Source organism: Mesorhizobium sp. M0802 (assembly GCF_040320115.1).
Lineage (GTDB): Bacteria > Pseudomonadota > Alphaproteobacteria > Rhizobiales > Rhizobiaceae > Mesorhizobium.
Genome location: NZ_JAMYOY010000001.1, coordinates 64945 through 86138, shown reverse-complemented (window position 1 = coordinate 86138; position 21194 = coordinate 64945). Strand labels below are relative to the sequence as shown.

The 21194-nt window shown below is 62.4% G+C and carries 19 protein-coding genes; 12 read left to right on the top strand and 7 right to left on the bottom strand.

Going from position 1 to position 21194, the window contains the following annotated elements; translation table 11 throughout:
* Positions 1 to 38 precede the first annotated feature (38 nt).
* From choV to NKI10_RS00385, 3 genes are all read right to left on the bottom strand, one after another.
* On the bottom strand, positions 39 to 1220 hold the full coding sequence (gene choV / locus NKI10_RS00395; protein WP_023669996.1) for a choline ABC transporter ATP-binding protein: 1182 nt from the start codon (positions 1218 to 1220) through the stop codon (positions 39 to 41).
* The gene (gene choW / locus NKI10_RS00390; RefSeq protein WP_023669995.1) at positions 1217 to 2071 is read right to left on the bottom strand and encodes a choline ABC transporter permease subunit; all 855 of its coding nucleotides are present in this window, start codon (positions 2069 to 2071) and stop codon (positions 1217 to 1219) included. The genes choV and choW overlap by 4 nt, the downstream gene beginning before the upstream one ends.
* 137 nt (positions 2072 to 2208) lie before the next feature.
* Complete coding sequence (locus NKI10_RS00385) at positions 2209 to 3144, bottom strand: choline ABC transporter substrate-binding protein (RefSeq protein ID WP_023686157.1); 936 nt, start codon at positions 3142 to 3144, stop codon at positions 2209 to 2211.
* Positions 3145 to 3381: 237 nt separating this feature from the next.
* Here NKI10_RS00385 and NKI10_RS00380 point away from each other — a divergent pair, with 237 nt between their 5' ends.
* From NKI10_RS00380 to NKI10_RS00355, 6 genes are all read left to right on the top strand, one after another.
* Positions 3382 to 3993, top strand: a complete 612-nt coding sequence (locus tag NKI10_RS00380; protein ID WP_023683669.1) for a thymidine kinase — start codon at positions 3382 to 3384, stop codon at positions 3991 to 3993.
* 14 nt (positions 3994 to 4007) lie between these two features.
* The gene (locus NKI10_RS00375; protein WP_023825372.1) at positions 4008 to 5186 is read left to right on the top strand and encodes a glycosyltransferase; all 1179 of its coding nucleotides are present in this window, start codon (positions 4008 to 4010) and stop codon (positions 5184 to 5186) included.
* Between the two features lie 84 nt (positions 5187 to 5270).
* A complete protein-coding gene (locus NKI10_RS00370) occupies positions 5271 to 5654 on the top strand; it encodes a c-type cytochrome (RefSeq protein WP_023669991.1) in 384 nt (127 codons plus the stop codon).
* 320 nt (positions 5655 to 5974) lie between these two features.
* Positions 5975 to 7063 (top strand): hypothetical protein, encoded by a 1089-nt coding sequence (locus NKI10_RS00365; RefSeq protein WP_023669990.1) that lies wholly within the window; start codon positions 5975 to 5977, stop codon positions 7061 to 7063.
* A gap of 27 nt (positions 7064 to 7090) precedes the next feature.
* Positions 7091 to 8236 carry a hypothetical protein gene (locus tag NKI10_RS00360; protein WP_023669989.1) on the top strand — a complete coding sequence of 382 codons (1146 nt, stop codon included), beginning with the start codon at positions 7091 to 7093 and terminating at the stop codon, positions 8234 to 8236.
* 24 nt (positions 8237 to 8260) lie between these two features.
* Entirely contained in the window at positions 8261 to 10171 is a 1911-nt protein-coding gene (locus NKI10_RS00355) for an AAA family ATPase (protein ID WP_352857959.1), read from the top strand.
* Between the two features lie 68 nt (positions 10172 to 10239).
* Here the strand turns inward: NKI10_RS00355 and NKI10_RS00350 are convergent, their stop codons facing one another.
* A complete protein-coding gene (locus tag NKI10_RS00350) occupies positions 10240 to 10377 on the bottom strand; it encodes a hypothetical protein (RefSeq protein WP_023749803.1) in 138 nt (45 codons plus the stop codon).
* 127 nt (positions 10378 to 10504) lie between these two features.
* Between NKI10_RS00350 and NKI10_RS00345 the strand changes: the two genes are divergently transcribed.
* The 3 genes from NKI10_RS00345 (at position 10505) to NKI10_RS00335 (ending at position 14942) form a co-directional block, all read left to right on the top strand.
* A complete protein-coding gene (locus NKI10_RS00345) occupies positions 10505 to 11809 on the top strand; it encodes a DUF6638 family protein (RefSeq protein WP_023683664.1) in 1305 nt (434 codons plus the stop codon).
* Between the two features lie 16 nt (positions 11810 to 11825).
* Entirely contained in the window at positions 11826 to 12950 is a 1125-nt protein-coding gene (locus NKI10_RS00340; RefSeq protein WP_023686165.1) for a DUF2333 family protein, read from the top strand.
* A gap of 312 nt (positions 12951 to 13262) precedes the next feature.
* On the top strand, positions 13263 to 14942 hold the full coding sequence (locus NKI10_RS00335; RefSeq protein ID WP_352536613.1) for a formate--tetrahydrofolate ligase: 1680 nt from the start codon (positions 13263 to 13265) through the stop codon (positions 14940 to 14942).
* 61 nt (positions 14943 to 15003) lie between these two features.
* Here NKI10_RS00335 and NKI10_RS00330 read toward each other — a convergent pair whose 3' ends face one another.
* Together NKI10_RS00330 and NKI10_RS00325 are read right to left on the bottom strand one after the other, a co-directional pair.
* Entirely contained in the window at positions 15004 to 16320 is a 1317-nt protein-coding gene (locus NKI10_RS00330; protein ID WP_352857954.1) for a hypothetical protein, read from the bottom strand.
* A gap of 521 nt (positions 16321 to 16841) precedes the next feature.
* On the bottom strand, positions 16842 to 17480 hold the full coding sequence (locus NKI10_RS00325) for an isochorismatase family protein (RefSeq protein ID WP_023686167.1): 639 nt from the start codon (positions 17478 to 17480) through the stop codon (positions 16842 to 16844).
* A 123-nt stretch (positions 17481 to 17603) separates the two neighbouring features.
* Here NKI10_RS00325 and NKI10_RS00320 point away from each other — a divergent pair, with 123 nt between their 5' ends.
* The gene (locus NKI10_RS00320) at positions 17604 to 18599 is read left to right on the top strand and encodes a GlxA family transcriptional regulator (protein ID WP_023699691.1); all 996 of its coding nucleotides are present in this window, start codon (positions 17604 to 17606) and stop codon (positions 18597 to 18599) included.
* A gap of 15 nt (positions 18600 to 18614) precedes the next feature.
* Here the strand turns inward: NKI10_RS00320 and NKI10_RS00315 are convergent, their stop codons facing one another.
* On the bottom strand, positions 18615 to 19172 hold the full coding sequence (locus NKI10_RS00315) for a sugar O-acetyltransferase (protein WP_352857951.1): 558 nt from the start codon (positions 19170 to 19172) through the stop codon (positions 18615 to 18617).
* Between the two features lie 154 nt (positions 19173 to 19326).
* Here NKI10_RS00315 and NKI10_RS00310 point away from each other — a divergent pair, with 154 nt between their 5' ends.
* Positions 19327 to 19788 carry a DUF4126 domain-containing protein gene (locus NKI10_RS00310; protein WP_352857948.1) on the top strand — a complete coding sequence of 154 codons (462 nt, stop codon included), beginning with the start codon at positions 19327 to 19329 and terminating at the stop codon, positions 19786 to 19788.
* Positions 19785 to 21176, top strand: a complete 1392-nt coding sequence (locus NKI10_RS00305; RefSeq protein ID WP_352857945.1) for an FAD-containing oxidoreductase — start codon at positions 19785 to 19787, stop codon at positions 21174 to 21176. Before NKI10_RS00310 ends, NKI10_RS00305 begins: the two co-directional genes overlap by 4 nt.
* Positions 21177 to 21194: the final 18 nt, after the last annotated feature.

The window sequence follows — 21194 nt, the reverse complement described above, 5'->3', positions numbered from 1 at the left end:
TAGATCATGATGAGATTTCAACCAAATCTCATCATGATCTAGCGCCGCAACACCGCGCTCAGCACATCGCGTATCCCGATCGCGCCGACAAAGCGCGACTGGTCGTCGAACAGCGCCACGGGTGCCGTCTGCGAGCGGTGCATGGCCAGCATCACCGTCTTCAGCGACGTGCCGGGGTTGGCCCAGAACACCTGCGCCGTCTCCTCCGGCTGCGCCTCGACATCGGCGCATGAAACCCATACCGCCGGTTTGCCGTCGCGTTCCGCCGCCGCCACCAGCCCGTGCTCGTCGATCTTAAAGCGAGTCGTCTTGCGCCGGTCGAGCCACACCCAGCCATTATCGCCGTGCTCGAGGTCGCGGCTGTCGCGCATGACGTTCCAGGCGGTCAGCACCGACAACGGATTCACATTGGCGATGAAGTCGCGGACATAGTCATTGGCGGGCTTGAGCACGATGTCTTCCGGCGCCCCGGTCTGCACGATGCGACCGCCCTCCATGATGGTGATGTGGGTGCCGATCTTCAGCGCCTCTTCCAGATCATGGCTGACGAAGATGATGGTCTTCTTCAGCTCCGCCTGCAGCTGCAGCAATTCGTCCTGCAGCTTGGTGCGGATCAGCGGATCGAGCGCAGAGAACGGCTCGTCCATCAGCAGGATCGGCGCCTCGGTGGCGAAGGCACGGGCCAGGCCGACGCGCTGCTGCATGCCGCCGGACAGCTCATGCGCGTATTTCTTCGACCACTGGTCGAGATTGACCAGTTTCAGCTGGCGTTGCACGCGCTCCTTGCGCTCTTGCTCCGGCACGCCGGCGAGTTCGAGGCCGAGGCCGACATTCTCCTCCACCGTACGCCAAGGCAGCAGGCCGAACTGCTGGAACACCATCGCCACCTGCTTCTGGCGCAGCCGCCGCAGCGTCGCCTGATCGCAGGTCACGACATCGACGATATTGTCGCCGTCCTTGACCAGCACCTGGCCGCGCGACACCACGTTGAGCCGGTTGACCGCCCGCAGCAGCGTCGACTTGCCCGAGCCGGACAGGCCCATCAGCACCGAGATTTCGCCCTCATGCACGGTCAGGCTGGCGCCGGCGCAACCCAGCACATTGCCGGTCTTTTCGAGGATTTCGGCGCGCGTGGCGCCGCCGTCGATCAGCGCCAGCGAACCGGCCTGGTCGGACCCGAAGACGATATCGACATTCTTGAAGTCAACGGCGACGGTCATTTCTTGCCTCCAACGCCGATACGCGTCATCCGGTCGAGCACGATGGCGAGTACGACAATCGCCAGGCCCGCCTCGAGCCCGAGATCGATGCGGCGCGAGCCGAGCGCGCGGTTGATTTCAGTGCCGAGGCCGCCGGCGCCGATGAGTGCTGCAAACACCACCATCGACAGCGACAGCATGATCGATTGCGTCAGCCCGGCCATGATGGTCGGCAGCGCTGAGGGCAATTCGACCTTCCACAGCAGCTGCTGCTTGGTGGCGCCAAACGCCTCGCCGGCCTCGATGATCGACTTCGGCACCGAGACGACGCCGAGATGGGTGAGCCGGACCGCGGTCGGGATGACGAAGATGATGGTGACGATGAGGCCGGGCGCGTTGCCGAGACCGAACAGGGTCAGGACCGGGATCAGGTAGACGAAGGTCGGCAGCGTCTGCATCAGGTCGAGCACCGGCAGCATGATGCGGTAGACCTTCGGCTTGTGCGCGGCCCAGATGCCGAGCGGCACGCCGATGGCCATCGCCATGGCGGCGGCGGCCACGACCAGCACCAGCGTCTGCACCGTCTGCTTCCAGAGGTTCTGGTTGATGATGAAGATCAGGCCGAGAAAGACGCCTATGGCCAGCGGGCGCGAGCGCTGCAGCAGCCAGGCGATGATGGCGATGATCAGCGCCAGCAGCACCGGCGGCACCATCAAAAGGATGCCAACCAGCCCGTCGAGCAGGAAATTGAGGCCATTCGAGAAGGCTCTGAACACGGTGTCGAAATTGTCGGTGAGGAAACCGAAGAACGCCTTTCCCCAGGCGCCGATCGGTATCTTGTGATCAACCATGAATTTCGAAATCGGATCCATATCGCCCCTCTCATGCGAGAGACCGCCTGCTTCCGGCCTCCGCTGTCGTTAGGTCATCTTCTCACAGGATATGAAAAAGGGCAGCCTTTTCTAGATTGGCTGCCCTTCCTGGTTCGGCTTTGCCGAATTCAGTCGGCTCAGCTTCCGAGCGCGGTCTTGACCGCCGCTGCCGCATCGCCGCCATCGAAGGTGGTGACGCCGGCAATCCACGGCGCAACCGCGTCAGGGTGCTTCTTCAGCCAGTCGGCTGCGACCGTGTTGGCGTCGCCGCCCTTCAGGATCGCGTCCATCATCTCGCCTTCCATGTCGAGGTTGAACTTCAGGTTGGCGATGAACTTGCCGGCATTCGGGCATTCGGTGGTGTAGCCCTTGCGCACATTGGTGTAGACGGTGGCGGCGCCGAAGCCGCTGTCGCCCATGCCGTCGAGATAGGTGAGCTTCATGGCGCCCATCACCGGATGCGGCGTCCAGCCGAGGAACGCGATCCACTCATTGTTCTTGATCGACTGCTCGGCCTGCGTCAGCATGCCGGCTTCCGAGGACTCGACCAGCTCGAAGCCTTCGAGATTGTCCTTCGGGTTCTTGATCATGTCGAGGATGATGCGGTTGCCGTCATTGCCCGCCTCGATGCCGTAAATCTTGCCGTTGAACTTGTCCTTGAACTTGCCGATGTCGGTCAGCGACTTGACGCCGGCCTCCGCGACATAGGTCGGTACGACGATGCCGTAGCCGGCGCCGGTCAGGTTGGTGCCGATCGTCTCGACCGAACCATCGGCGGTGTAGTCCTTGATGTCGTTGGTCATCGACGGCATCCAGTTGCCGAGGAAGACGTCGAGATCCTTGTTTTTCAGCGACGCCATGGTCACCGGTACCGATAGCTGGATCGTCTGCGGCTCGTAGCCGAGCGCGGTGAGCAGCACCGAAGCGACGCCGGTGGTTGCCTGGATGTCGGTCCAGCCGACATCGGAAAGGCGCACCGCCTTGCAGCTCTCCGGATCGCCGGCAAGTGCAGCGCTCGTGGACAGAAAAGTCGCCAGGCCGAGGCCGGCGACGAAGGTGTTCATACGCGACATTGGCAGTCTCCCATTGTGATTCTTTGGCGAAGCGTAGTTACGGTTTCTCTGCCCGCCTTGTTTCGTCAGCCAAACACCATTCTGGTGTGGTTTCAAGCGCTAAGACAATCACGATCAACGGCGCGGACTGGCCAAACAGCGACACCCCTGCCGCTTTTTCGATTGCAGACGGCTTTTCCCATCAAATGCAGCGGTGCCCTCTCCCCGCGCCGCGCCAACTCGGCTTAAAAGGACGGCATGGCCAAGCTCTACTTCCACTATGCGACGATGAATGCCGGCAAAACGACAATGCTGCTGCAGGCGTCCTACAATTATCGCGAACGCGGTATGACGACGATGCTGTTCGTCGCCGGCCACTACAGAAAGGGCGACACCGGGCTGATCTCGTCGCGCATCGGCCTGGAGACCGAGGCCGAGATGTTCCGCGACGGCGACGATCTCTACGCTCGCGTCGCCGAGCATCACGAACATACGACGGTGCATTGCATCTTTGTCGACGAGGCGCAATTTCTCGAGGAAGAGCAGGTCTGGCAGCTCGCCCGTATCGCCGACCGGCTGAACATCCCGGTGATGTGCTACGGCCTGCGCACCGATTTCCAGGGCAATCTGTTTTCCGGTTCGCGAGCGCTTCTGGCCATCGCAGACGATCTGCGCGAAGTGCGCACCATCTGCCGCTGCGGCCGCAAGGCGACGATGGTCGTGCGTCTCGGCGCTGACGGCAAGGTGGCCAGACAAGGCGAACAGGTGGCGATCGGCAAGGACGTCTATATCTCGCTCTGCCGCCGCCACTGGGAAGAGGAAATGGGCCGCGCCGCGCCCGACGATTTCATTGGCTTCACCAGAGGCTGAACGGCCGGGACAACATGAAAATTCTGCAGTTCACAGTTGATTGCCCGTTTCCGCCGGTCTCCGGCGGAGAGATCCGGAACGCCGCCAATGCACGCGCCCTGGCATCGATGGGCGAGGTCCTGACGGTAAGCCTGACTGGCGCCCCGGCACCCTCCACACCGCCGAACATCCGTCACCGGATCATCGAGGCAGCGCGCGGCAGGGCGCCCTGGGGCAGGCGCGGCCCGCACCCGACCGTGCATATGATGCCGGACGACGAGCTGGCCGAGGCCGACGCCATCTGGAGGGAATTCGCGCCCGATCTCGTGGTAATCGAGGAGATCGTGCTTTCGCAGCTGCTGACGCTGGCGCCGAAGCATCGCGCGCGCACCGTCCTTGACCAGCACAACATTGATTCCCGGACGGTGTCCGACCGGATCGCCGGCCTGACGCTGTGGCAGCAAATTCGAGACTGGCGCCAAAACAGGCGAAGGAAGGCAGAGGCGCGCGAGGCCGACAGGTGTGCGGTTGCCATGGCCGACCAGGTCTGGGTTTGTTCGCGGGCCGACGAAGCGCTTCTGTCCGCTCTCGGCCCCGTCAACGACGTCAGGTTCGTCGCCAACCCCATTCCAGACGAGAGCGTGCTTTCCCTGCCGATTGCTGCCGAGCGCTTCAGTGAGCTCAGCCTGTGCTTCATCGGGCATCTCGGCTATTTCCCCAACATCGACGCCGTCAAGCAGATCGGCCGCGCGATGGCGCCGCGCCTCGCCGCTTCCGGCCGGCCCTGGTCGATCACCGTCGCCGGCAGAAACCCGCGCGATGTCGTGCGCGGTCTATGCACCAGGCATGGTCTGCGGTTGATCGAGAACCCACCGCATCTGCCGGAATTGCTTGGGCGTGCCGGCTATGCGCCGATCCCGCTGCGCTTCGGCGGCGGAACCCGCATCAAGGTGCTGGAGGCGATGGCGGCGGGCCTTGTCGTCGCCGCCACCGAAAAGGCCGTCGAAGGGCTTGGCCTGCAGGCGGGCAGGCATTTCCTGTCCAGCGACGATGCCGGCAAGTTGGCATTGAAAATCATCGATCTCGCGACACGCCCGCAAGCGGCCGCCGAGATGGCGGAGATCGGCCGCGCTTTCGTGCGCGACAATCATTCGTCGGCGGCGATTGAAAAGCAGGTCAAGCAGGCGGTCGCGGCGATCCCGCGCACGGATTGAGCCCGGCTGCTATCCACCGGCATACGGCGTTTGTTAAGGCCTGCAGCCTATTTTGCCCTCAGCCAGAGCCAGCCGGGAACCGCCATGCTTCGAGCCATTTCATCAGGCCTTGTCATTTACTTGGCCGGTATCCTCGCCGCGCTGGCCGACGGCGATGCAGCACTTGGCAAGAAAGTGTTCTACCGCTGCATGGCCTGTCACGAGGCGGCAAGCGACCGCGACAAGGTCGGCCCGCATCTCCTCGGTATCGTCGGCCGCACCGCCGGCACCGCCCAGAACTTCAACTATTCGCAGGCCATGAAGGACGCCGGCGCGGCCGGCCTCGTTTGGGACGAAGCCAACCTCAAAGCCTATCTCGGCGCTCCCAAGCTGAAAGTACCCGGCAACAGGATGGGCTTCTCCGGCCTGAGCAGCGACGAGGACATCGCCAACGTCATCGCCTATCTGAAGGCCGATCCGAAGCCTTGAACGGCGCGATGCGTAGCGTGATGGCGACGGCTTCCGCCAGCTGTCTCGCGCTTGCAACTCATTGAGCCCTCTGTCGAATTCAGCACACCCACACTGTCCGAGATCGACTTCTTCGCAGCCGTCAAAGTTCATGACAATTGAACAATACTTGGCCGGCTGGTTAATCACGCCATGACCCCGCCTTCATTGCCTTTCAAGACGACCAGGCATTTTTTTGTTTTCGGGGCGGGTCTTGTCTTGCGTCTTTCAATCCCCTGATACCCCACATATATTCGCCGCTGTTCGCAGCCAGCGACCGGAAGCCGAAGCGGGAGGCCCCTATGGCGACATTGCAGAATTTCGATGCCGAAATTGCCAAGACCAGGCAGGTCGTGCAGGACATGCGCTCCAAGATCGAGCAGTCGGGCACGGTGCTTGATACGCTGGCCACCGCCGACAAGAAGATCGGCGACGCCAATTTCGACATCGAGAATGCCCGCATCGAGGACGTGCTGAAGCAGCAGAAGGTGATGGAAGGCAACATTGCCGACCTGATCATCGGGCTGGAAGACGCCACCAACGTCTTCGGCACCGAATTCGAGAGCATGAAGAACTACACCGGCTGGGAAAGCTTCGTCGGCGTCTTCTCGGCGCAACGCAAGCAGCGCATGCGCACCGACCGCGTCCGCAACATGTCGCTGGCCGGCAATCTGCAGGAGCTTCTGGTCAAGTCCGACACCATCGTCGGCATCCTGAAAGCGCAGAAAGAGGTCCTCGACCAGCGCTACAAGACCTCGGAAAACAGCCTGTCGCAGGTGATCGAGCGCCGCAAGGTCACCATGACCAACCTCGAGGCGGTGCAGAAGCGCATCGAGGAGGTCAATCCGCTGCTGCTCGACATCGAAAACAAGATCGCCGCTTCTACCAGTCAGAAGGAGCGCACGCAGCTTGAGGGCGAGCGCTCGAAACTGGCGACCGAATACAATGAAAAGCAGGCCAAGGAGCAGGAGCTTCTGGCCGAAAGCCAGACGCTGGAACGCTACACCTCGATGTTCCAGACCTTCGTCGATTCGCTCAACAATCAGATCGCAGCGCAGTCGACGCTGATCAACAAGCTGACAATCGATACCGAGCAGCGCATCGTGCTCTACAAGGCACTGGAAGATTCCTTGAAGACCGCCGCCCAGCAGGATGTCGCCCACAAGATCAACACGCTGGGCAGCCAGGTTGACAACACCGCCGAAGAGACCATGGCCGGCATTGGCGCCGCCTCGCAAAAGCACATCGGCGATCTCCTCGAAATGCACGAGAAGAACATGGTCGCCAGCTCCGACATCCAGCGCCGCAAGAAGCTCGCCGACGACGCCTTCGCCCGCCGTTTCGACGACGTGATGAAGAAGCACAATTCGGCCAACTACGTGCAGTCGTAAGGAGCGGCTGCACGCGGGCACACCGGCATGACTCCCGAAAACGAAGCGGCGGCGCGCTATTTTTCCGCCATCACGGCGGCACTCAGCGGCCTCGAAGTGTTCATGCGCGACGACCGCTCGCCGCTTTACCGGCACGGCATCGTCGCCAAGATTGTCGCCGAATACATTGCCCGGCTGGACAAATCGTTTTCCTGCTGGCGCAACCGGCTCGGCTTCATGGACACGTTCCGCATTTCGCGCGCCGACAGCGGCTATCCCGTCTTCCAGAACCTGCTCGAACTGGAAAACGACCGCCGCCAGGCCGAGGCGCGGCTGGCCAACATTCCGCTGGCCGGCGAATTGCGCGAGGAAATGGCCGACTTCATCCTGCGCCACAAGGAATTCCCCGAAGCGCTGCAGAAGTCGATGGCCGAGCGGCTCTATCTCGAGGACGTCAAGAGCGAACAGACTTTTGGCCCGTTCTCGCTGGCGCAGACGGCCAAGGTCTCGGTCAATCCAAAGACCGGGCGCCCCTATTACCTCGTGCACTGGGCGAGCTTCGACGGCAGCGCCAACCTGCCGCTGGTCTACATGGTGACGGTGGAGGATTCCTCCGAAAGCATGATCCGGCAGCTCGTTGACAGCAGCGGCAAGCTCAATGAACGGGTCGACATCCCGCTGCCGGTGGACGGCCTGCTCAACCCCGAACTCGCCCATCGCTTCGACGATTTCACCGAGAAGAATTCCGCCTACACGCTTTCGCCCGCAACGATTGCGGTCAATCTCGACAAGGATTTCGAGCCGCTGCACCCTAAGCAGCTGCGCCGCGTCGTGCTCGGCCCCTTTTATTCCGCAGGCATTACGGACAACAATTCGACCGTGACCGAGGTGCTGGCCAAGGTGCGCAAACCGGAAAATGCCTGGCTGCTCACCTGGACCATCCAGGAGGTCTACTCCAAGGGCGAGAAACCCGGCCGCAAGGGCCTGTTTTCGAGCGAGAAGACCACGCAGGAATTCTTTATCAACACCGACGATCTCGAAGCCGCGCGCCAGGGTGTGTCGAGCTACGAGAACCACGCCCTGATCCCGCACGAAGCCTATCAAGCACTCTACGCCGCCGGCGAAGCTCAAAAGATCTTTTCCGGCTACAAGGTTCACATCCTGTCAAATGGGCAGGTGATTTCAGATGTCTGACCGTCACATCGCGGAGCATCCTTCATGGACACCGGCCTGACCACCATTCCGGAAGCGGCTATCGAAAAGCACCGCGCAACCGCGCAAAGCTTCATCACTCGCGTCGTCGTGCTGGAGGATCCTTCACGCGAATCCGGCACCGCGCTTGCCGGCACCAACCGCCGCTTCGTCTCCACCGTCTCGGTCGGCTCGGTGCGCCGCACACGCGAGGTCGAGCTTACCAAGACCGTCGCCGCGATCCATCCCGACGACCAGTTGATGAGCATCCCGCAGCACACGCTTTTGTTTCGCGCCCGCCGCGGCCTGGCGATTGCGCTCGCCATTTCCGATGTCTTCGCCGAAGGCTCCGACCTTGAAAGCCTGCAGGCCAAGAACACCCGCGCACCGCTCGAAGGCGATGAAGCCGCGACCTTCAAGAAGCTTCTGTCAGCCTCTGCTTACGTTTCGGCCTTCAGCCTTGCCTCCTATCTGTTCCAGCTGATCGACAGCGATGGCGAGGCGCCCAACGATATCCCCGAACCCGACTTCCTGCTCGACACGCCGCAGGACGCGGTGAAGTCGATCGTGGCTGGGTTGGACAGGGCGATCACCGGGTCGAAGGACGATGGCGACCTGACGACCCGGGCGCGTGCTTTCGCCCGTGTTGCCATTGATGGGCTGCTGGCCCGCAAGGGCCGCTTCGACGGCATCGGCCCGTTCGAGAACGCCCATATCCGCATCGACGCCGACGATTTCACCCTCGACGGCTTCGACGTCGCGCCCGGCAAGCGCTCCAAGCCGCTGGTGATGACCTTCAAGAAGCCCGAAGAGGTCGTCGGCAACCACATCGCCAAATACCAGTCGGTCAAGCTCGCCAAGATGCTGATGGCCTATGATTTCGAGCGCGAGATGAACCCGTTCGTCGAGCTCGGCGGCTTCCTCTTCACCTTCATCGGCGATGGCGCGCCGGGCACCGGCAAGACGACGCTGATCCAGATGATCGCCGGCCTCGTCAACACTTATTGCCAGGTTGCCGGCTATCCCTTCGCCTATGAGAATTTCGGCGTCGACCAGATCTCGTCCTACCAGGGCAAATCCGGCCAGAACTGCCGCCAGTTCATCAACAATGTCTTGAACCCACGCGTCATCGGCTTCGGCACCGTCGACGACATCGACCAGGTGGCGGCCCGCCGCTCCGACGACCGCGCCTCGGCCGGCCAACAGGAAATCACCGGCGTCTTGATGGACGCCTTTGCCGGCGCCGGCACGGTGGTGCGCGGCAATTGCTCGTTCGGCATGTTTTCCAACTATCCCGAAAATGTCGACGATGCGCTGCGCCAGCGCGCCGGCGCCCGCTGGCTGGTCGACGGCCCACAGAGCCGCGACGACTATATCGACATCTTCGTCCTGCTTGCCGGCAAGAACCACAAGATCCCACTCGGCGACCACAAGCTCTACGCCGCGCAGGAGATCCAGCGCGCGGTGACCGAAGCCTATGAGGAGCACGAGAAGCCTCAGGAAGACGGGCTGATGAAGGTCTATGAGCGCTACATGAAGGAGAATGGCGCGCCGAAATCGATGGCCGACATCGGCACTTATCTGCACCTGATCAAGGATGCCGAGCCGCGCTTCACCGGCCGAGCCATCAAGAACGTCACCGACGCCATCAAGATGCGCGCCATGGACATCGAGCTGCCCGACGACTGGTTCGAGAAGCCGGAAGTCTTCATGCACAAGGGTTACAACGAAAAGAAAGCCATGATCGAGGAACTGCGTGGGCCGTTCTCGATGGACATGGTCATGCAGGAGATCAACCGCTACGCCGACTCGGAGTTCCGCTATTCCGACAAATCCGACGACGCCGCGGTGGAGAAGCTGCTGCGCGACGCACGCCTGCGCGAACGGGCGGGACGCGAGATGGAGGAGATGAAGAAGAAGGGGCTCTGGAATGCGTGAGCTTCCTTCGCTGCCCGCGGGTGCTGAAAGGCTTGGCGCTAACGCTGACGCCCCCCTCTCCCCGTCCTTCACGGGGAGAGGGTAAGGGTGAGGGGCGGCGCATGCGTGGACCAGAGATCGCTACGACCATACTGGCAGCTATCGAACAGCGCCTCGATCGGCACATCCGGACCAATGATCTTCGATTTATTGACGCCAAAGGCCATGGGGAGACATGTCCTTGAATGCTAGCGCTGCCCCTCACCCTTACCCTCTCCCCGTGAAGAACGGGGAGAGGGAGGCGTCAGCGTTGGCGCTTCGCCACAACAGGCAACGCCACTCGGAACGTTCTGCATGAGCCACGCCAAAAAGCCCGACCTTCTCCGCGACAATGAGCTGATCTACGGTCGCTTGCTCACCGTCGACGAGTCGCACCTCATCCAGCGCTACAACAAGGCGCTTGTTGCCTTCGGCCTCAAGCCCACCAAGCTGAAGAGCTTCCAGATCGACCGCACCGGCTTCTCGCCCGAAGTGGCCGAGGAATGCGGCGATTACGATTATCTCGACCCCAATGAGGTCAACCGCCGCTTCATCATCCTGACGCCGTCGCAGATCGATCTGCCGGTGGTGCACACCGCCTTTTCCAACACCTCGCAGCTGATGTTCGAGTTCATGTCCAAGAACCAGCGCGCCATCGATGCGCTGACCATCAAGGATGTCATCTACGGCGAGATCGAGGATTCCGTTCCCCTGGTCAACGACATCGAGGATCTGCTGTCGATCAGCCAGGTCGAGTTCAGGGTGCTTTCGGCCGAGGACGTGCTGGGCAAGGCCGCCGAACTCGGCAAGCTGGTCGACCGGCTGAAGCAGGAGCCCGATGCCTGGCGCGACAACACCATGCTGAGCCGTATGGTGGAGCTGGCGAAGGTCTGCGGCGATATCCGTGAGAATGCGCTGGTGCCCGACCAGGTGATCTTCCGCCACAACGCCTACTGGACCAGCCATTTCGGCGGCGTCTACGTCTTCGTCGATCCTGATATGACTACCGTCATCGGCGACCCGGCCGCCCCCGGCTTTCGCCGTTCGCGGCCTTGGCAGGTCAGCTATCTCTCGATCAACGATGCCGACAAGGTGTTCAAGTTCCTGGCCAGCACCGGCCGCATCGAATTGCCGCGCGCGTCATGGGTCGAAAGCTCGGGCTATCTCGAGCATCGCGCCGAGATGGTGGTGCGCTCTCTCATCCGCGACACAGAGCCGAACCGCAATTTGACCGAGGTCGACAAGGTCTGGCTGCAGACCTGGATCCATGGCCATGCCGATCTGATCACCAAGGACGGCAATTTCCCCTTTCTCAACGCCGCCAAGCGTGAGATCGCCCAGCTCGGCCATCTCAAGATCGAGGATGTGTTTCCGCAACAGCGCTTCCTGGTCGTGCGTGGCAAGCCCGACCATCCCGACGCCTGGCTGACCAACCAGCTGATCTCGGATTTCGTGCCGCAGGACTTTGTCTCGCGTTACGTCTTCAACAAGCCGGGCTTCTACAAGGACTATGACGGCTACAGCGACGCCTGGCGGTCGCATGTTGTGGACGTTCTGAAAACCACATATTTGAAAGACAAAGTGGCGTTTCGCACGCGCCTTTACGGCCTGACTGACTGAGGGGTGAACGAGAGCCATGCTTGATCCGATCGTGAATTTCTTCACCCGCATCTTCCAATGGATAGGCCGCGGCATCGGCCTCGTCATTGGCGCGATCCTGTGGCCGTTCCTCTGGGCTGGGCGCTGGTATACGCAGCGCGGCTGGATCCTGAAGGCTGTGGTCGGCCTCGCGCTTCTGGTGTTGATCGGTCTCTACGCCAATTTCTTCTACGCCACCCAGTGGTGGAACAAGTTCGATCCCAACTACGTCGACAAATACACCTTCGAGAACCGCAACATTTCCGCCGGCGAACAGGTCGCGGCCGGCGCCGGCACCGACACCGCCAAGACCTGCGGCAATTCGGGCATCGCCCAGGTGGCGGCCGACCTGACGGACTTCAACGTCAACCAGAATGCCTGGATCTCGTCGATGATCCTCTACAAACTCGGCCTGTTCGGCATCGACTGGGACAACACGCCGTTCATGGACAACAAGGCCTCGTTCCAGCGCGGCATCAACCAGGCGGTGCGGCGCACCGCCACCGAGCTTGCCGACAATCTCGGGCGTGTTCGCACCACATCGCAGATCGACGGCGACCTGCAGGATGCGCGCGGCAATCTGCAGTTCGACGAGGAGACCTGGTATTTCGGCCTCAACCCGTTCGGCCCCAAGACGCCGACGCCGAGCTATTATCGCGATGCCGTCACCAAGCTGCGCTCCTTCAACGCCCGCCTCGGCAGCTGCCAGGCGACGTTCGATGCCCGCGCCGACAATCTGAAGCAGTATATCGACCGCATCTCCTCCGACATCGGTTCCACCTCCGCGATCCTCAAGGAGCGCGCCGAAAACCATAACAATGGCTGGTTCGACTTCCGCGCCGACGACCGCTTCTGGTTCGCCTATGGCCAGCTCTATGCCTATTACGGCCTGATGAAGGGCGCCCAGGCCGACTTCGAGGACGTCATCAAGGAAAAGCATCTCGGCAATCTGTGGGACACGATGGATGCGCAATTCGTCTCGGCCCTGCGCATCCAGCCCTTCATCATCGCCAATGGCCGCGAGGATGGCTGGATCATGCCGACGCACCTGACGACGATGGGTTTCTACGTGCTTCGCGTGCGCTCCAACATGGTCGAGATCAGCAACGTCCTGACTCAGTAGCGTCCACAGCTTTCCCGGCGAGCGATGGCGAATTTGCGCCGTCGCCTCTGTCGCATTCCGTGCATTGGGCGGCTGTTTTGAGACGGCGGAACGTCGCGTCCTCTGGCTTCTATACGGCGCGGCAACGGAGCCAGGAAGAACCGGCGACAGGTCGGCCGGCCGCGGAGACACTTTCTTCATAGGAAACATAGTTGCATGCAAGTTGACGCCGCGGGAGCGACAGGGTTAGAACATGCCCGCGCCCGGGTTCAACATGCCTGCGAGTGAGATCAAACCCGTCCCCTCCACCGTCCAATCCGAAGGAAAGCCGTCATGGCCGAAGTGAAGTCCGACATCGAGATCGCGCGCGGCGCCAAGAAAAAGCAGATCCAGGAGATCGGCCAGAAGATCGGCATCCCGACCGAGCACCTTTTGCCCTACGGCCACGACAAGGCGAAGATTTCGGCCGAATTCATCAAATCGGTGAAGGGCAACAAGGACGGCAAGCTGATCCTCGTCACCGCCATCAACCCGACGCCGGCCGGCGAAGGCAAGACGACCACCACCGTCGGCCTTGGTGACGGTCTGAACCGCATCGGCAAGAAGGCGATCGTCTGCATCCGCGAGGCTTCGCTCGGCCCGAATTTCGGCGTCAAGGGCGGTGCTGCCGGCGGCGGCTACGCGCAGGTCGTGCCGATGGAGGACATGAACCTCCACTTCACCGGCGACTTCCACGCCATCACCACGGCGCACAACCTTCTGTCGGCGCTGATCGACAACCACATCTACTGGGGCAATGAGCTCGGCATCGACACCCGCCGCGTCGCCTGGCGCCGCGTCATGGACATGAACGACCGGGCGCTGCGCGAAATCATCTGCTCGCTCGGCGGCGTCGCCAACGGCTATCCGCGCGAGGCCGGCTTCGACATCACCGTCGCCTCGGAAGTCATGGCTATCCTGTGCCTTTCCACCGACCTCAAGGATCTGGAAAAGCGCCTTGGCGACATCATCGTCGCCTACCGCCGCGACAAGACGCCGGTCTATGCCCGCGACCTCAAGGCCGACGGCGCCATGGCGGTGCTGCTGAAGGACGCCATGCAGCCAAACCTGGTGCAGACGCTGGAAAACAACCCGGCCTTCGTCCATGGCGGTCCGTTCGCCAACATCGCGCATGGCTGCAACTCGGTGGTCGCCACCACCACGGCGCTGAAGCTCGCCGACTACGTCGTCACCGAAGCCGGCTTCGGCGCCGACCTCGGAGCCGAAAAATTCTTCGACATCAAGTGCCGCAAGGCGGGTTTGAAGCCGGCGGCTGCCGTCATCGTCGCCACCGTGCGCGCCATGAAGATGAATGGCGGCGTCAAGAAGGAAGACCTCGGCAAGGAAAACATCGAGGCAGTCAAGAAGGGCTGCCTCAATCTGGGCCGCCACATCGAGAATGTGAAACAGTTCGGCGTGCCTGCGATCGTGGCGATCAATCATTTCACCACCGATACCGAGGTGGAAATCCAGGCGATGAAGGATTTCGTCGCCTCGCTCGGCGCCGAGGCGATCCTGTGCAAGCATTGGGCCAATGGCTCTGCCGGCATTGAGGAGTTGGCGCGCAAGGTCGTCGAGATCGCCGAATCCGGCGCCTCGCAGTTCGCGCCGCTCTATCCCGACGCAATGCCGCTGTTCGAGAAGATCAACACCATCGTCCAGCGCATCTATCGCGGCGACGAGGCGATCGCCGACAAGTCGGTGCGCGACCAGCTGCATGCCTGGGAGCAGGCCGGCTACGGGCACCTGCCGGTCTGCATGGCCAAGACCCAATATTCCTTCTCGACCGACCCGAACCTGCGCGGCGCGCCGACCGGGCACACCGTGCCGGTGCGCGAGGTCAGGCTTTCGGCGGGCGCCGGCTTCGTCGTCGTCATCTGCGGCGAGGTCATGACCATGCCCGGCCTGCCCAAGGCGCCGTCCTCGGAAAAAATCTTCCTCAACGAGGCCGGCCAGATCGAAGGCCTGTTCTGAGATTTGTCTCGACAACCAAGGGCGCCGCAGCCATGCGGCGCCCTTTTGCTTGCCGGGCTTCTCACGCCACTGTCGAGGACCCGAACTTCTTGATCCCGGCGACCGACATGCTGACGAACTGGTCGAGAATGGTGAAGAAGATATCCAGACTGAACCCAAACAGGAAGGAGAAGGTGAAGAGGCTGAAGCCTATTCCCGAAGCCTCCTCTCCAAGCTTGGTGCCCGGTGCTACAAACCAGGCAAGCACCATGCCGGCCAGCGCCCCCAGTGCGATCCTGTGGATCAGCCGCGACAGCGGTGGATTGGGCAGCAGCGGATTGAGGATCATCCGCATGTGAAACATGATGGCTCCGAGCGCGCCGTAGAAGGCTGGGAGTATCCACAAGGCATATGGGCTGAGAACCTCGTCCAGCGTCTTTATCTGCGCGGTCAGCGTGTAGATCGAGTTCGGCGCGATCGTGATCACTCCGTCGCACTGCAGGCTGCGCGTTGCCTCGTCGAAATCGGCATTCACGTCCGTCACTTTTTCCGAAGACGTACCTTCAAGATTGTTCGGGTTTTTCTTTTCGGTGTTTATCTGCGCGCAATAGGCATCCGGCTGATTGGGAAGCTCCTTGAGCTTGTCTGGAGGCGTGGATTTACTCACCCCCAGCGGCTGGTCACAGAACTGGTCTATGGCACCTTGCTGGGAATACTGAGCCTGGCCCGCCGCTACGCCATCTGCCGTGGAGGTTGAATAAAATTTGCAGTACATCCATTGCATTCCCCAGATCGGGAATTGCGCGTCCTCAGTCATGAACCCTTGCGCTCTTCTCACCAGGGAGGAAAAGCGCTGGTCGAGAGCGTGAAGGCTATCTTCCGAATTGTAATAGGCGTCCTTCAGAAGCGTCAGATCCGTGGTCGAAGCCTGCTCGGACGATGCCGAGCTCAGTTGTTTCTTCGTCGCCCCAACCTGGCGTATCGCCTGTCCGAACCGTGCGCTGAAATCATTGTTGTCGATTTCTATGAGTTCGGAGTTTATCGCGACTCCCTTGTTGTAAATGTACGTCAATCTTCCGGTTACAACCATGAAAAGCACGGAAAGAGCCACGAGAAAGTACGTCGCCAGCGCGGTCTTGCGCGACATGTCACCGGGCGACCAGCCCGATCGCAGTGCCGCCAGGGTGGCAAATGGCACGGTGCCGGAACAATCGTTGAAAACCGTCTGAAGATTGACGACCTCAGGCTGGCTGGCCGTCGCATCGTCGAGCTTTTCGGCATTGCCGATGGCCGCAAACAGGGAACTGTCCTTGAACACACCGTAGCGGCCGTAGTTGGCGACCAGCTTGGCGTCCGCGATGAGTCCAGAAACGAGAGGGTCGGCCGGTGTCGTCGTCATCGTGAAATCCCCCCGCCTGACGACTACCCTAGATAGCCCGGCACATAGCCGTATTGCGACGGGCACCCGCACGGATATCCGGGCGGGCCGGGCGGCTGCGCCCAGCACCAGAAGGATTGAGTGAAGCAGATCGTCCCCGGCGCGTGCGAAGGGACCTGGGCGAAAGCGGGCCATGGCAAGAGTGCCGCGGCACCAGCCAAGGCGAGAACGACTGTAGTTCGTGCAATTCGCGCTTTCACTTGTTTCTCCCGGGGAAGTCTACCCCGTCCCACCCCTTGATCCAGATATACCGTTCCTCGGAGAGAGGCCTTCGTCTGTGAAAGACTTCACTCTGTTCTCCAGTTCCCCATCCTGAGATAGAGCCCGATCTGAGTTTCTTGCGTTTAGCCGGCTCATCATCCCGAAAGTGAATGGGCCCAGCCGAAAAGACTTCCAAACGAGGCCACGCCCCGGTGTTCGTGATCAGGAACGCCAAGGGGCGCCGCAGACTGCGGCGCCCCTGTTCCTTCTCGGCAATTTGCCTATGCAGCGTTGCGCGCCAGCGCGCGCTGGTTGGACGCATAGGGCGTGTCGCGTTCGGGCAAAGCACCGGTCTTCAGGCAATCGATCCATTCGGCGGTCTTGAGCACGGCCGCAAAGCGCGACTGCAGGATGATGGACACCACGCGGTGGATCTCCTCGGCCGAGGCGTAGCCGGCGCTGTTGGCGTAAGGCAGCGAACCGGTGGCGTCGGACAGGAACTCGACCGCAAAGCCGACATGCGCGGCGTGGATGATGCTCGACAGGTCGCAATTATGCGTCATGTAGCCGATCACCGTTATCGTATCGATGGTATTGGCGCGCAGCCACGCCTCGAGGTCGGTGCCGGCAAAGGCGCTAGGCAGTGACTTCTCGACATAGTGGTCGCGGCTTCGCCGGGCGATCTCGGGATGCAGTTCGCCGCCATGGCTGCCCTTGGCGAAGACTGGCGAGGTCTCGGGCGCCATCTGCTTGACGACCACCACCTTCACGCCGGCCGCAGCGGCGGCATCCATAGCGCGCGCGACATTGACGACGCTGTCGCGGAACGGCGGACACTGGATGGCGAGGTTGCCGCCATCATAATCATTCTGGACATCGATAACGATGAGTGCGCGGCGTGGCGTGATATTGGCGGACATGGTGTTCTCCTTCGAGCTCGAATGGGACAGGAAATAGGCGAATCGCCCGACTGCCAAAAGTGGCCCGATTGACATCAGTCGAAAGAATTGGGACAATCCGCTTTTCGCTTGCTGGAAACACGCATGGCCGACCCGATCATTGCCGTTCTCGCCTTTGACGGCATCAGCCCGTTCCACCTCTCCGTGCCGTGCGTGGTGTTCGGCACCGACCGCACCATGCTTGGCCTGCCGCGTTTCGACTTTCGCGTCTGCGCGCTCGACGATGGAGCGATCCACACCGATGCCGGGCTGACCATCGCGGTGCCGTATGGCCTTTCCGCATTCGACGATGCCGACATCGTCATCGTTCCGAGCTGGAAGGATCTCGAGGCCCCACTTCCGCCGCCGCTCCTGGCAGCGCTCACCCACGCGCACCGGCGCGGTGCGCTGATCGTCGGCCTCTGTCTCGGCACCTTCGCCATTGCCGCCGCCGGGCTGCTTGCGGGCCGGCGTGCGACGACACATTGGGCCTCCACCGACCGGTTGCAGGCATTGTACCCGGACATCGAAGTCGACGCCGACGTGCTCTATGTCGACGACGGCGACATCGTCACCTCGGCCGGCGTCGCCGCCGGGCTCGACTGCTGCCTGCACATTGTGCGCGCGCGCTATGGCGCAGAGGTAGCGCTGCGGCTGGCAAGGCACATTGTACTGTCGCCGCACCGGCAGGGTGGGCAGGCGCAGTTCATCGAGCGCCCGCTGGCGAAAACCCCGGCCACCGACCGCTTCACCCTGGCGCTGGACACGGTGCGGGCAACGCTCGGACAAACGCACAACCTCGACCGCGTCGCGGAGGCCGCGGGCCTGACTCGGCGCACTTTCACCCGCCGTTTCCAGAAATCGATCGGCACCAGCTTTGGCGAATGGTTGGCCGGCCAACGCACCGAACTGGCGCAACGGCTGCTGGAGGCGACGGAAAAATCGATGGACATGGTGGCCTTCGAAGCCGGCTTCGGCAGCGCCACCTCGCTGCGCCAGCATTTCGCCGCACGGCTCAAGACGTCACCGGCCCAATACCGGCGTGAATTCTCGCGGCGAGCCGGTCCGGACGAGCGCATGGCACGTACGGCTTCATACTGACCGCCCACGACGAGTTCAGCCCCGCTTGACCGCCCGCGCCGGATTGCCGACCACTGTGGTGTTGTCAGGCACGTCGCGCGTCACCACCGCGCCGGCGCCGACTATGGCGCCATCGCCGATGCTGATGCCGCCGAGGATGATGGCGCTGCCGCCGATCCAGGCGTCATTGCCAATGGTGACCGGCCGGGCAATCTCCAGTCCCGCCTGACGGCCCGCGGCCTCCTTGTGGTGCTCGGCGCAGTAGATCTGCACATTGGGGCCGAGAAGCGTCCGCCTGCCGATACGCACCGGCGCGGTGTCGAGGATGGTGCAGCCGGCATTGAGGAAGGCGCCGTCGCCGAGATGGATGTTGAAACGGTAGGCGCAGTGGAACGGCGCCTCAATGCGGCCGCCCTCGCCCGTGCTGCCGAGCAGCACCGACAGCGCCGGACCGATATTGCCGCGTTGCTGGGGCGGTAGCGTATTATGCTCGAACACCGCATCGCGCGCGATCACCCGCAGCGCCTCTAGTTCGTCGTCGATGCAGGTGTACCATTCGCCTGCAATCATCCTTGTGCGTTCGCTATCGGCCATCACAGCGACTCCGTCCCTTCGTCGTGTTCGACTGTTTACCAAAGTACAATGCTCACTGATGGAAGAAGCACCAGTGCCGACTCTGGTCAAACGTAGGACCTATGCTAGCTTGCCCTCGTGGGCCAGTCCCGGGCCTGCTTTCGAGGGGATCTACATGCTCTATTTGCTTGCACTTCTGATCGGCGTCATTGCCGGTCTTCGCGCCATGACCGCGCCGGCCGCGATCGCCTGGGGCGCGTATCTCGGCTGGCTGCCGGTGGCCGGCACCTGGGCAAGTTTCATGGGCCATTGGGCCGCCGTCGGTATCTTCACCATCCTCGCCATCGTCGAACTGGTCACCGACCAGCTGCCCTCGACGCCGAGCCGCAAGGTGCCGCAGCAATTCGGCGCCCGCATCCTGCTTGGCGCCTTCAGCGGCGCGGTGATCGGCGCCACCGCCGGTTCCACCATTGCCGGCCTGATTGCCGGCGCCATCGGCGCCGTCATCGGCACCTATGGCGGCGCCGAAGCGCGCGGCCGGTTGGCCGCCGCCTTCGGCAAGGATTTGCCTGCCGCCCTCATCGAGGACGCGGTGGCGATCATCGGCGGCCTGCTGATCGTGGCGGCGGTGGTATGACTGCCCAAGCCTCAGACGCCAAGACATACGACGCCATCATCATCGGCGCCGGACAGGCCGGCCCTCCTCTCGCCGGCCGGCTGACGTCAGCCGGCATGAGCGTGGCGCTGATCGAGCGCAAGCTGGTCGGCGGCACCTGCGTCAACACCGGCTGCATGCCGACCAAGACCATGGTCGCCAGCGCCTATGCCGCGCATCTGGCGCGGCGTGCCGCGGACTACGGCGTGACGTTCTCAGGCCCTGTCGGCGTGGACTACAAGAGGATCAAGGCGCGCAAGGACAAGGTCACCAATGACTCCCGCACCAATCTGGAGACCTGGATCGCCGGCATGAAGGGCTGCACGCTCTATCGCGGCCATGCCCGCTTCGAATCCGCCAACACGGTGCGCGTCGGCGACGAGCTTCTGACTGCCGAAAAGATCTTCCTCAACACCGGCGGCCGCGCCTCGGTGCCCGACCTGCCCGGCGTCAACGACGTCGACTACCTCACCAACTCCTCAATGATGGACCTCGAAATTCTGCCGCGCCACCTCGTCATCGTCGGCGGCAGCTATATCTCGCTCGAATTCGCGCAGATGTTCCGCCGCTTCGGTTCGGAAGTCACCGTCATCGAGAAGAGCCCGCGCCTGACCGGCCGCGAGGACGAGGACGTCTCAGCGGCCATCCTGTCGGTCCTCGAGAATGAAGGCGTAGCGGTCCATGTCGGCGCCGACAACATCGGCTTTGCCCAACAGGGCGAGGACATCGCCGTGACCTTCTCGTACGGCAAGCCGCCGGCTGTCGGCTCGCACGTGCTCCTGGCGCTCGGCCGCACCCCCAACACCGACGATCTCGGTCTCGACAAGGCCGGTGTCGCGGTCGACCTGCGCGGCTTCGTCACCGTCGACGACCAGTTGCGCACCAGCGTGCCCGGCGTCTGGGCGATGGGCGACTGCAACGGCAAGGGCGCCTTCACCCACACCTCCTACAACGATTACGAGATCGTCGCCGCCAATCTGCTCGACGACGATCCGCGCAAGGTCAGCGACCGCATCGAGGCCTATGCGCTCTACATCGATCCGCCGCTCGGCCGCTGCGGCATGACCGAGGCTGCGGTGAAGAAATCCGGCCGCAAGGCGCTGGTCGGCCAGCGGCCAATGACCCGCGTCGGCCGCGCCATCGAAAAGGGCGAGACGCAAGGTTTCATGAAGATCCTGGTCGATGCCGACACCAGGCAAATCCTCGGCTGCTCCGTGCTCGGCCCCGGCGGCGACGAGGCAGTGCACTGCGTGCTCGACCTGATGTACGCCAAGGCGTCGGTCGATACGCTGGCGCGCGCCGTGCATATCCACCCCAACGTCTCGGAGCTGTTGCCAACCATCGCCCAGGAGCTGAAGCCGCTCGCCTGACATAGCGCCGCGTCAAGC

Excerpts from the sequence above, each read along its gene's own strand:
- NKI10_RS00330 (WP_352857954.1), bottom strand. The coding sequence starts at position 16,320 with ATGACGACGACACCGGCCGACCCTCTCGTTTCTGGACTCATCGCGGAC.
- NKI10_RS00365 (WP_023669990.1), top strand. The coding sequence starts at position 5,975 with ATGGCGACATTGCAGAATTTCGATGCCGAAATTGCCAAGACCAGGCAG.
- NKI10_RS00375 (WP_023825372.1), top strand. The coding sequence starts at position 4,008 with ATGAAAATTCTGCAGTTCACAGTTGATTGCCCGTTTCCGCCGGTCTCC.
- NKI10_RS00355 (WP_352857959.1), top strand. The coding sequence starts at position 8,261 with ATGGACACCGGCCTGACCACCATTCCGGAAGCGGCTATCGAAAAGCAC.
- NKI10_RS00320 (WP_023699691.1), top strand. The coding sequence starts at position 17,604 with ATGGCCGACCCGATCATTGCCGTTCTCGCCTTTGACGGCATCAGCCCG.
- NKI10_RS00305 (WP_352857945.1), top strand. The coding sequence starts at position 19,785 with ATGACTGCCCAAGCCTCAGACGCCAAGACATACGACGCCATCATCATC.
- NKI10_RS00325 (WP_023686167.1), bottom strand. The coding sequence starts at position 17,480 with ATGTCCGCCAATATCACGCCACGCCGCGCACTCATCGTTATCGATGTC.
- NKI10_RS00340 (WP_023686165.1), top strand. The coding sequence starts at position 11,826 with ATGCTTGATCCGATCGTGAATTTCTTCACCCGCATCTTCCAATGGATA.
- NKI10_RS00315 (WP_352857951.1), bottom strand. The coding sequence starts at position 19,172 with ATGGCCGATAGCGAACGCACAAGGATGATTGCAGGCGAATGGTACACC.
- NKI10_RS00385 (WP_023686157.1), bottom strand. The coding sequence starts at position 3,144 with ATGTCGCGTATGAACACCTTCGTCGCCGGCCTCGGCCTGGCGACTTTT.
- NKI10_RS00345 (WP_023683664.1), top strand. The coding sequence starts at position 10,505 with ATGAGCCACGCCAAAAAGCCCGACCTTCTCCGCGACAATGAGCTGATC.
- NKI10_RS00310 (WP_352857948.1), top strand. The coding sequence starts at position 19,327 with ATGCTCTATTTGCTTGCACTTCTGATCGGCGTCATTGCCGGTCTTCGC.
- NKI10_RS00350 (WP_023749803.1), bottom strand. The coding sequence starts at position 10,377 with ATGGCCTTTGGCGTCAATAAATCGAAGATCATTGGTCCGGATGTGCCG.
- choV (WP_023669996.1), bottom strand. The coding sequence starts at position 1,220 with ATGACCGTCGCCGTTGACTTCAAGAATGTCGATATCGTCTTCGGGTCC.
- choW (WP_023669995.1), bottom strand. The coding sequence starts at position 2,071 with ATGGATCCGATTTCGAAATTCATGGTTGATCACAAGATACCGATCGGC.
- NKI10_RS00335 (WP_352536613.1), top strand. The coding sequence starts at position 13,263 with ATGGCCGAAGTGAAGTCCGACATCGAGATCGCGCGCGGCGCCAAGAAA.
- NKI10_RS00360 (WP_023669989.1), top strand. The coding sequence starts at position 7,091 with ATGACTCCCGAAAACGAAGCGGCGGCGCGCTATTTTTCCGCCATCACG.
- NKI10_RS00370 (WP_023669991.1), top strand. The coding sequence starts at position 5,271 with ATGCTTCGAGCCATTTCATCAGGCCTTGTCATTTACTTGGCCGGTATC.
- NKI10_RS00380 (WP_023683669.1), top strand. The coding sequence starts at position 3,382 with ATGGCCAAGCTCTACTTCCACTATGCGACGATGAATGCCGGCAAAACG.